Origin of the sequence: Acidovorax sp. BoFeN1, assembly GCF_003345135.1 — a bacterium.
GTDB lineage: Bacteria > Pseudomonadota > Gammaproteobacteria > Burkholderiales > Burkholderiaceae_C > Acidovorax > Acidovorax defluvii.
On record NZ_QOZT01000127.1, the window covers coordinates 1 to 8,023 of the forward strand.

Here is an 8,023-nt window from a genome sequence, read left to right on the forward strand (position 1 = left end):
CCGCCACCCTGCCCGCCCCGGCTGCCATTCAGCAGTTGCACCACTACGCCTACAAGGCGCGCGATGCCGAGGAGACGCGGCATTTCTACGAAGACATCCTGGGCCTGCCGCTCTACCACATCATTCAGAGCGACTACGTGCCCAGCACGGGCGAATATTGCCCTTACACGCATTTCTTCTTTCGGCTGCAAGATGGCTCGTTCATCGCGTTCTTTGACCTGGGCGACGACGTCAAGCCACTGCCTTCACCCAACACGCCACTGTGGGTGAACCACATCTCGTTTCGCGTTAACACGGTGCAAGACCTCGAAAACACCAAAACCCGCCTGCAGGCCCACGGCATCGAGGTGCTGGGCGTAACCGATCACCACATCTTCAAAAGCATCTATTTCTTCGACCCCAACGGCATCCGGCTCGAGCTCACCGCCCAGCTGGCCGATGCGGCCCAGATGCACAAAGACAGCACCGTCGCCCACCAGCGGCTGAGCGACTGGACGGCCCGCAAGGAGCAGTGGCGCAAAGAGCGTGCGGCGGGCAACGCCGCCCATGCGCTCAAGCCGCCCACCAACGACCGGCCGGAGTTTGCGCCGGGCAAAGCATGAATGCTATATTTAGCATAGCTACCAGCGCTTTATGGACAAGCGCCAGAGGCCAAAAACACTCATAATTTCAGGGCGTGGGCGCGCCATCCGGGCGCGCCGGTAAAATCAGTACATCCCGCCCCCAGTCAACCTGACGGCATCCTCAGAACGTGTTTACGATTTAGCAGGCATCGCTAAATCGTAAACGCGCTCTTAGGGGATGCCGTTTTCAATTGCGATCCCGCCATGAGCGACACCACTGCACAACCCGGCCTCGACAGCCTCTCCAAGTCCTTCGAACCCGCCGCCCTGGAAGCCCACTGGGGCCCCGAGTGGGAGCGCCGTGGCTATGGCGCGGCGGGCTTTCGGGGCACCGGCGCGCCCCAGGCGGGCGAGCCCGCGTTTTCCATCCAGCTGCCGCCGCCCAACGTCACGGGCACGCTGCACATGGGCCATGCGTTCAACCAGACCATCATGGACAGCCTCACGCGCTACCACCGCATGCGGGGATTCAACACGGTGTGGGTGCCCGGCACCGACCACGCGGGCATTGCCACGCAAATCGTGGTCGAGCGCCAACTGCAAGAGCAAGGCATCAGCCGCCACGACATGGGACCCACGCCCCCCGAGGCGCGCAAGAACTTCGTCGCCAAGGTGTGGGAGTGGAAAGAAAAGAGCGGCAACACCATCACCACGCAAATGCGCCGCATGGGCGACAGTGTGGACTGGAGCCGCGAATACTTCACCATGGACGACAAGCTCAGCGCCGTGGTGACCGACACCTTCGTGAAGCTGTATGAGCAAGGCCTCATCTACCGCGGCAAGCGCCTGGTGAACTGGGACCCCAAGCTGCAGTCCGCCGTGTCCGACCTGGAAGTCGAGAGCGAAGAAAAAGACGGTTCGCTGTGGCACATCGCCTACCCCTTGGCCGATGGCTCGGGCAGCCTCACCGTGGCCACCACGCGCCCCGAGACCATGCTGGGCGACGTGGCCGTGATGGTGCACCCCGAGGATGAGCGCTACAAGCACCTCATCGGGAAGATGGTGAATTTGCCCCTGTGCGACCGCCAGATTCCGGTGATTGCCGACGACTACGTGGACAAGGAATTCGGCACCGGCGTGGTCAAGGTCACGCCCGCGCACGACCAAAACGACTATGCCGTGGGCCAGCGCCACCAACTGCCGATGATTTGCGTGCTGACGCTGCAGGCCACCGTCAACGAGAACGCCCCCGCCAAATACCAGGGCATGGACCGCTTCGTCGCCCGCAAGGCCGTGGTGGCCGACCTCGAAGCCATCGGCGCCCTGGTCGAAGTGAAAAAGCACAAACTCATGGTGCCGATCTGCACCCGCACCGGACAGGTGGTCGAACCCATGCTGACCGACCAGTGGTTTGTGGCCATGAGCAAGGTGAGCGACCAGGACCCCACGGGCAAAAGCATCGCGCAAAAAGCCATCGACGCCGTGGCCACCGGCCAGGTGAGCTTTGTGCCCGAGAACTGGGTCAACACCTACAACCAGTGGATGAACAACATCCAGGACTGGTGCATCAGCCGCCAGCTCTGGTGGGGCCACCAGATTCCGGCGTGGTATGACGAAGAAGGCAACGTGATCGTGGCGCGCAACGAGGCTGAAGCCCAGGCCAAAGCCCCAGGCAAGCAGCTGCGCCGCGATGACGACGTGCTCGACACTTGGTACTCGTCCGCCCTCGTGCCGTTTTCCACCATGGGTTGGCCCAACCAGGGCAATGCACCCACCGACGACTACAACCTGTACCTGCCCAGCAGCGTGCTGGTGACGGGCTACGACATCATCTTCTTCTGGGTGGCCCGGATGATCATGATGACCACGCATTTCACGGGCCGCGTGCCGTTCAAGCATGTGTACATCCACGGCCTGGTGCGCGATGCGCAGGGCAAGAAGATGTCCAAGTCCGAAGGCAACGTGCTCGACCCGGTGGACCTGATCGACGGCATTGCGCTCGAGCCGCTGCTCGACAAGCGCACCACCGGCCTGCGCAAGCCCGAGACCGCGCCCACCGTGCGCAAGAACACGCAAAAGGAATTCCCCGAGGGCATTCCGGCCTACGGTGCCGATGCGCTGCGCTTCACGTTTGCCGCGCTCGCGTCGCTGGGCCGCAGCATCAACTTTGACAGCAAGCGCTGCGAGGGCTACCGCAACTTCTGCAACAAGCTCTGGAACGCCAGCCGCTTCGTGCTGATGAACTGCGAGGGCCAGGACTGCGGCCTGAAGGAGCACACCAAGGAAGAATGCCAGCCCGGCGGTGCAATGGACGGCTACATGGAATTTAGCCAGGCCGACCGCTGGATCAGCTCGCTGCTGCAAAAGACCGAGGCCGAAGTGGCCAAGGGCTTTGCCGAGTACCGCCTGGACAACGTGGCCAACACGATCTACGACTTTGTCTGGAACGAATACTGCGACTGGTACCTGGAGATCGCCAAGGTGCAAATCCAGAACGGCAACGCGGCCCAGCAGCGCGCCACGCGCCGCACGCTGATCCGCACGCTCGAAGCCATCCTGCGCCTGGCGCACCCCATCATCCCGTTCATCACCGAGGCCCTGTGGCAGGTAGTGGCGCCCGTGGCGGGCTTGCAAGGTGAATCGGTCAGCATCGCCCGCTACCCCCAGGCGCAGCCCGAGAAGATTGACGAGGCCGCGATTGCCCACATGGGCCGCGTGAAGGGCCTGGTGGACGCCTGCCGCGCCCTGCGCGGCGAGATGAACGTCTCGCCCTCTACCCGACTGCCGATGTTCACCGTGGGCGACACCGAGTTCATGCGCGGCGTGGCGCCGGTGCTGCAGGCGCTGGCCAAGCTCAATGAAGTGAAGGTGTTTGACGACGAAGCCGCCTGGGCCGCCGCCGCCCAGGCCGCGCCCGTGGCGATGGTGGGCGACGCCCGCCTGTGCCTGCACATGGAAATTGACGTGGCCGCCGAAAAAGCCCGTCTGTCCAAGGAAATCGCCCGCATCGACGGCGAAATCACCAAGGCCAACGCCAAGCTTGGCAACGAAGCCTTTGTGGCCAAGGCCCCCGCCGCCGTGATCGACCAGGAGAAAAAGCGTGTGGCCGACTTTGGCACCACCCTCACCCGCCTGCGCGACCAGCTGGCCCGCCTGGGCTGAGCCGACTCTTCTGCCACCATCCACCCTGCCCACGCACCATGATCCAGCCTAACAACACCCCCGTTCGCAAAGCCGTGTTTCCTGTGGCGGGTCTCGGCACCCGGTTTTTGCCCGCCACCAAGGCATCGCCCAAAGAAATGCTGCCGGTGGTGGACAAGCCGCTGATCCAGTACGCGGTGGAAGAAGCCTATGCAGCCGGCATCCGCCACATGATCTTTGTGACCGGGCGCAGCAAGCGTGCCATCGAAGACCATTTCGACACCGCCTACGAGCTGGAGGCCGAACTGGAGGCCGCCGGCAAAAAAGAGCTGCTGGACCTGGTACGCTCCATCCAGCCCGACGACATGGACTGCGCCTTTGTGCGCCAGCCCCGCTCGCTGGGGCTGGGCCATGCCGTGCTATGCGCCGAGCCGCTGGTGGGCAATGAGCCCTTTGCCGTGCTGCTGGCCGACGACCTGATGGTGGGCCCGCCTGGCGGCGAACCCGTGCTGGCGCAAATGGCCGCGGCGTTTCGCCAACAGGGGCGGTCGGTGATTGCCGTGCAGGAGGTGCCGCTCGACCAGGTGCACCGCTACGGCATCGTGGCCGGCGAGCCCGCTGGCGGGCCGCTGATCCGCATCGAGCGCATCGTCGAAAAGCCCAAGGCCGACGTGGCGCCCTCGCGCATGGGCGTGGCCGGCCGCTACATTCTTACGCCCGGCATCTTCAACGAAATCCGCAACCAGCCGCGCGGCGTGGGCGGCGAAATCCAGCTGACCGATGGCATCGCCCGCCTCATGCAAAACGAGGCCGTGTACGCCTTCCAATACGAAGGCAAACGCTACGACTGCGGCAGCAAGGAAGGTTTTCTGGAGGCCACGGTAGAGCTGGCCCTGCAGCACCCGCAGGTGGGTGCTGCGTTTCGCGAATACCTCAAGACACTGGCGCTGTAACTCTTACTGCTTCACTTTTAATAGCTTCCAGCGCTTACCAGATAAGCGCTGGAAGCTATTTTTAGGCTCTTCTAGCGAATACTAGTGACACCTTGATTTCCCATGGCCGCCTCCAGCACCTGCGCGGGCTGCGGCCCCATGGGGCCTGATCGGTCCAACATCCTGAACCAGCCCAGGTACGAGTCGAGGTATTTCGTCGCAACGCCCTTGAAGCGCTGCATCCACCCGCGCAGCCTGCTGACATAGGCATTGACGTTTTGCACATGCCAGGGGCCTCTCACGCGGTTGCCCCGGCTTACGTTCACCGCTTGGTGCTGCACACCCAGTGCCCGCGCGGCGCTGGCCAGCGTGATGCTGCCATCGGTGCACAGGATGGTGTCCGGCGCCAGCAAAGGCTTGAGCGCCGCTTGCACACTCACCGCCATGTTCGTCTGCACGATGAGGTTGGCCGTTGCTCCGGCTCGGTCTCGCGCCATCAGCACCGGGGTGTACTCCGAACCCTTGCAGCCAGCCAGCGCCTTACCGCCGCGCCGGCGAGGACGGCGCAGCAACCCTCTGTGTCCCTTGCAGGAGGCCAGGAAGTAGGACTCATCGGCCTCGGCGATGCCCACAAGCTGGCGTGCCTGCACGCTCTTGGGGCAGGCCAGAAAGCGGTGGCGCCACCGAAAGGCCGTGCTTTGCGCCACGCCCAGACGCTGGGCGACCTGGTTGAGCGAGAGCCCTTCGCCCAGGGCCTGTGCCTGGCCCATCCACTTGTCTCGCAGATGCAGCCGTGCAAGCGGTGTACCTGTCAATGCATTGAACGTGCGTGCGCACTGGCGGCACTTGAAGCGTTGCAGCCCGTTGGCTGAGCCGTTCTTGACGAGCAAGGAGTTGCTGCAGTGCGGACAGGCTCGGGGGGCGCAGTTGTGTGTTTCTACAACGGCGATGGCCTGACTGTGATCGAGCAGCGCCTGCAGGGAGCGTGCCAGTTGTTGGCGCTGGTGGTGCGTCAGCTGGGGCAGGCTGTGGATTAAACGCGTCATCTGTTGCTGTCGCATGGCCTTCTCCTGAGGCTGACGCACGAGCGTCATGCTTTGGAAATGGGGGCGCAGCGGGGCGGTTAAAGACTCATCACTAGCATTCGCTAGAAGAGCCTATTTTTATTACCGACGCCGCAAAACGTGGATGTATTCGGCCCCCACCGTCTGCTGCTCTACCAGCTCGTTGCCGGTTTGTTTGGCAAACGCCTGGAAGTCGCGCAGCGAGCCGCTGTCGGTGGCCAGCACCTTGAGCAACTGGCCACTGGCCATGTCGGCCAGTGCCTTCTTGGCCTTGAGGATGGGCAGCGGGCAATTCAGGCCGCGGGTGTCGATTTCTTTGTTGGTTTCCATGGTGTTCAATCCTTTGGCGGCAGGTCAAACCCGCGCCGCCGTTCCGCATTTTCTTCGTCCGTAAAAAACACCGGCTCGTGCCCCCGCGTGCGCAACCAGTCGGCCAGCGCATAACCTGTGCCAGCAGGCCAGCACTTGAGGTCTGGCAGATCGTACAGCCGGTAGTCCACCAGCTCGGGCGACAGGCGCACCTCGCCCTCGGCCACCACATGGTAGGCAATGATGACCTGGTTCATGCGCAGAAACTCGTAGGCCCCGACCAGCGTGGCAGAGCGCACATCCAGGTTGGTCTCTTCTTTCACCTCGCGCGCAATGCCCTCTTGCGGCGACTCGCCCGCCTCCATGAAGCCGGTAATCAGCGCAAACATCTTGCCCGGCCAGGCCGCATTGCGGGCCAGCAGCACCTTGCCGCCCACCTCCACAATCGCCGCCAGCACGGGCGTGGGGTTGTTCCAGTGCGTCCAGCCGCAGGCGGGGCAACGCAACCGCTCTTTGTCACCGCCGTCTTCGGCCAGGGTGATGGGTTGCAGGGCGGTGCCGCAGTGCGCGCAGTGGCGGGTTTCGTAGTTCATATACTATTATTATGATAGCTGCTAGTGCTTAATACATAAGGGCTAGAGGCCAATTTCATCAAAATATTGACGCCAACGATGGCTGAGCGCCTCACGCAGGAAACACGCCGGTAGACAGATAGCGGTCTCCCCGGTCGCACACGATGAACGCAATGGTGGCATTGCTCTCGCGCTGCGCAATCTGCTGCGCCACCCAGCAGGCGCCCGCCGCCGAAATGCCCGCAAAAATGCCTTCTTCGCGCGCCAGGCGGCGGCACATTTCTTCGGCGTCGTCCTGGCTCACATAAACCAGCTCATCGACCGCCGAGGCGTCGTAAATTTTGGGCAGATATTCCTGCGGCCACTTGCGGATGCCCGGAATGCGCGAGCCCTCTTGCGGCTGCGCCCCAATGATCTGGATGGCGGGGTTTTTTTCTTTCAAAAAGCGCGACACCCCCGTGATGGTGCCCGTGGTGCCCATGGCACTGACAAAGTGGGTGATGCGCCCACCCGTCTGCTCCCACAGCTCGGGGCCGGTGGTTTCATAGTGGATGCGCGGGTTGTCGGCATTGCCAAACTGGTCCAGCACCTTGCCCTCGCCGCGCTTTTGCATGGCCTCGGCCAAGTCGCGGGCGTGCTCCATGCCGCCGCTCTTGGGCGTCAGCACCAGTTCGGCACCAAAAGCCTTCATGGTCTGGGCACGCTCAATCGACAAATCCTCGGGCATCACCAGCACCATGCGATAGCCCTTGATGGCCGCCGCCATGGCCAGCGCAATGCCCGTGTTGCCCGACGTGGCCTCGATCAGCGTGTCGCCCGGGCGAATTTCGCCACGCTCTTCGGCACGGCGAATCATCGACAGCGCGGGCCGGTCTTTCACCGAGCCCGCAGGGTTGTTGCCCTCCAGCTTGCCCAGCACCACGTTGCCACGCTCGGCATGGCCTTGCGCCCCAATGCGCTGCAGCGCCACCAGCGGCGTGTTGCCCACCGCATCTTCAATCGTCGGATATTTCATGCGCCCTACTGTGCCATAATTTGCGTCTTCACAAATTACCCGCCCGGGTGGTGAAATTGGTAGACGCAGGGGACTCAAAATCCCCCGCCGCAAGGCGTGCCGGTTCGATTCCGGCCCCGGGCACCACAGACAAGGCCGCATGGTTCCACAACCGTGCGGCCTTTTTCTTTTCCCCTATGGGAAGTGGCTTTGACTAGTGCGCGAACGTGCGCCGAAGTGTGCCGGAATCCGGGGGCATGTGGGGGCACATTTAGGGGCTCATTTTCATAAAGTGGGGGCACATGCCGGAAAAGCGGGGGCAACTGGGGGCACATCGGGCATTGAATTCAGCCCCAGCACCACGCAGCACACAGCCAGGCCAAAAGAGGTACCCCCTCCCCCCAAAACCTGCGCGCACAAAAATTTGACTAGACGATCGGTGTCCGGT

7 protein-coding genes and 1 tRNA gene are annotated in these 8,023 nt (G+C 63.0%); 4 read left to right on the forward strand and 4 right to left on the reverse strand.

Annotated elements, in window-relative coordinates; translation table 11 throughout:
* The 3 genes from DTW89_RS18130 to galU all read left to right on the forward strand — a co-directional run.
* Window positions 1-602, forward strand: a 602-nt coding sequence (locus tag DTW89_RS18130; protein WP_147277680.1) for a VOC family protein, incomplete at its 5' end; no start/stop codon positions are given.
* Window positions 603-827: 225 nt separating this feature from the next.
* Window positions 828-3,725, forward strand: coding sequence for a valine--tRNA ligase (locus DTW89_RS18135; protein WP_114656953.1), 2,898 nt, complete (start codon window positions 828-830; stop codon window positions 3,723-3,725).
* Window positions 3,726-3,763: 38 nt separating this feature from the next.
* On the forward strand, window positions 3,764-4,657 hold the full coding sequence (gene galU, locus DTW89_RS18140) for a UTP--glucose-1-phosphate uridylyltransferase GalU (RefSeq protein ID WP_114656954.1): 894 nt from the start codon (window positions 3,764-3,766) through the stop codon (window positions 4,655-4,657).
* Window positions 4,658-4,728: 71 nt separating this feature from the next.
* Here the strand turns inward: galU and DTW89_RS18145 are convergent, their stop codons facing one another.
* The 4 genes from DTW89_RS18145 to cysM all read right to left on the reverse strand — a co-directional run bounded on the left by DTW89_RS18145 (window position 4,729) and on the right by cysM (window position 7,596).
* The gene (locus DTW89_RS18145) at window positions 4,729-5,697 is read right to left on the reverse strand and encodes an IS1595 family transposase (RefSeq protein WP_114656955.1); all 969 of its coding nucleotides are present in this window, start codon (window positions 5,695-5,697) and stop codon (window positions 4,729-4,731) included.
* Window positions 5,698-5,802: 105 nt separating this feature from the next.
* Window positions 5,803-6,030: a sulfurtransferase TusA family protein gene (locus DTW89_RS18150; protein WP_024815958.1), complete on the reverse strand. Its 228-nt coding sequence runs from the start codon at window positions 6,028-6,030 to the stop codon at window positions 5,803-5,805.
* Between the two features lie 5 nt (window positions 6,031-6,035).
* The gene (locus DTW89_RS18155; RefSeq protein WP_024815959.1) at window positions 6,036-6,602 is read right to left on the reverse strand and encodes an NUDIX domain-containing protein; all 567 of its coding nucleotides are present in this window, start codon (window positions 6,600-6,602) and stop codon (window positions 6,036-6,038) included.
* 91 nt (window positions 6,603-6,693) lie between these two features.
* Window positions 6,694-7,596, reverse strand: coding sequence for a cysteine synthase CysM (cysM, locus tag DTW89_RS18160; RefSeq protein ID WP_087747032.1), 903 nt, complete (start codon window positions 7,594-7,596; stop codon window positions 6,694-6,696).
* A 41-nt stretch (window positions 7,597-7,637) separates the two neighbouring features.
* Between cysM and DTW89_RS18165 the strand changes: the two genes are divergently transcribed.
* Window positions 7,638-7,722 (forward strand) — tRNA-Leu (locus DTW89_RS18165).
* Window positions 7,723-8,023 lie beyond the last annotated feature (301 nt).

Excerpts from the sequence above, each read along its gene's own strand:
- DTW89_RS18135 (WP_114656953.1), top strand. The coding sequence starts at position 828 with ATGAGCGACACCACTGCACAACCCGGCCTCGACAGCCTCTCCAAGTCC.
- galU (WP_114656954.1), top strand. The coding sequence starts at position 3,764 with ATGATCCAGCCTAACAACACCCCCGTTCGCAAAGCCGTGTTTCCTGTG.
- DTW89_RS18145 (WP_114656955.1), bottom strand. The coding sequence starts at position 5,697 with ATGCGACAGCAACAGATGACGCGTTTAATCCACAGCCTGCCCCAGCTG.
- DTW89_RS18150 (WP_024815958.1), bottom strand. The coding sequence starts at position 6,030 with ATGGAAACCAACAAAGAAATCGACACCCGCGGCCTGAATTGCCCGCTG.
- DTW89_RS18155 (WP_024815959.1), bottom strand. The coding sequence starts at position 6,602 with ATGAACTACGAAACCCGCCACTGCGCGCACTGCGGCACCGCCCTGCAA.
- cysM (WP_087747032.1), bottom strand. The coding sequence starts at position 7,596 with ATGAAATATCCGACGATTGAAGATGCGGTGGGCAACACGCCGCTGGTG.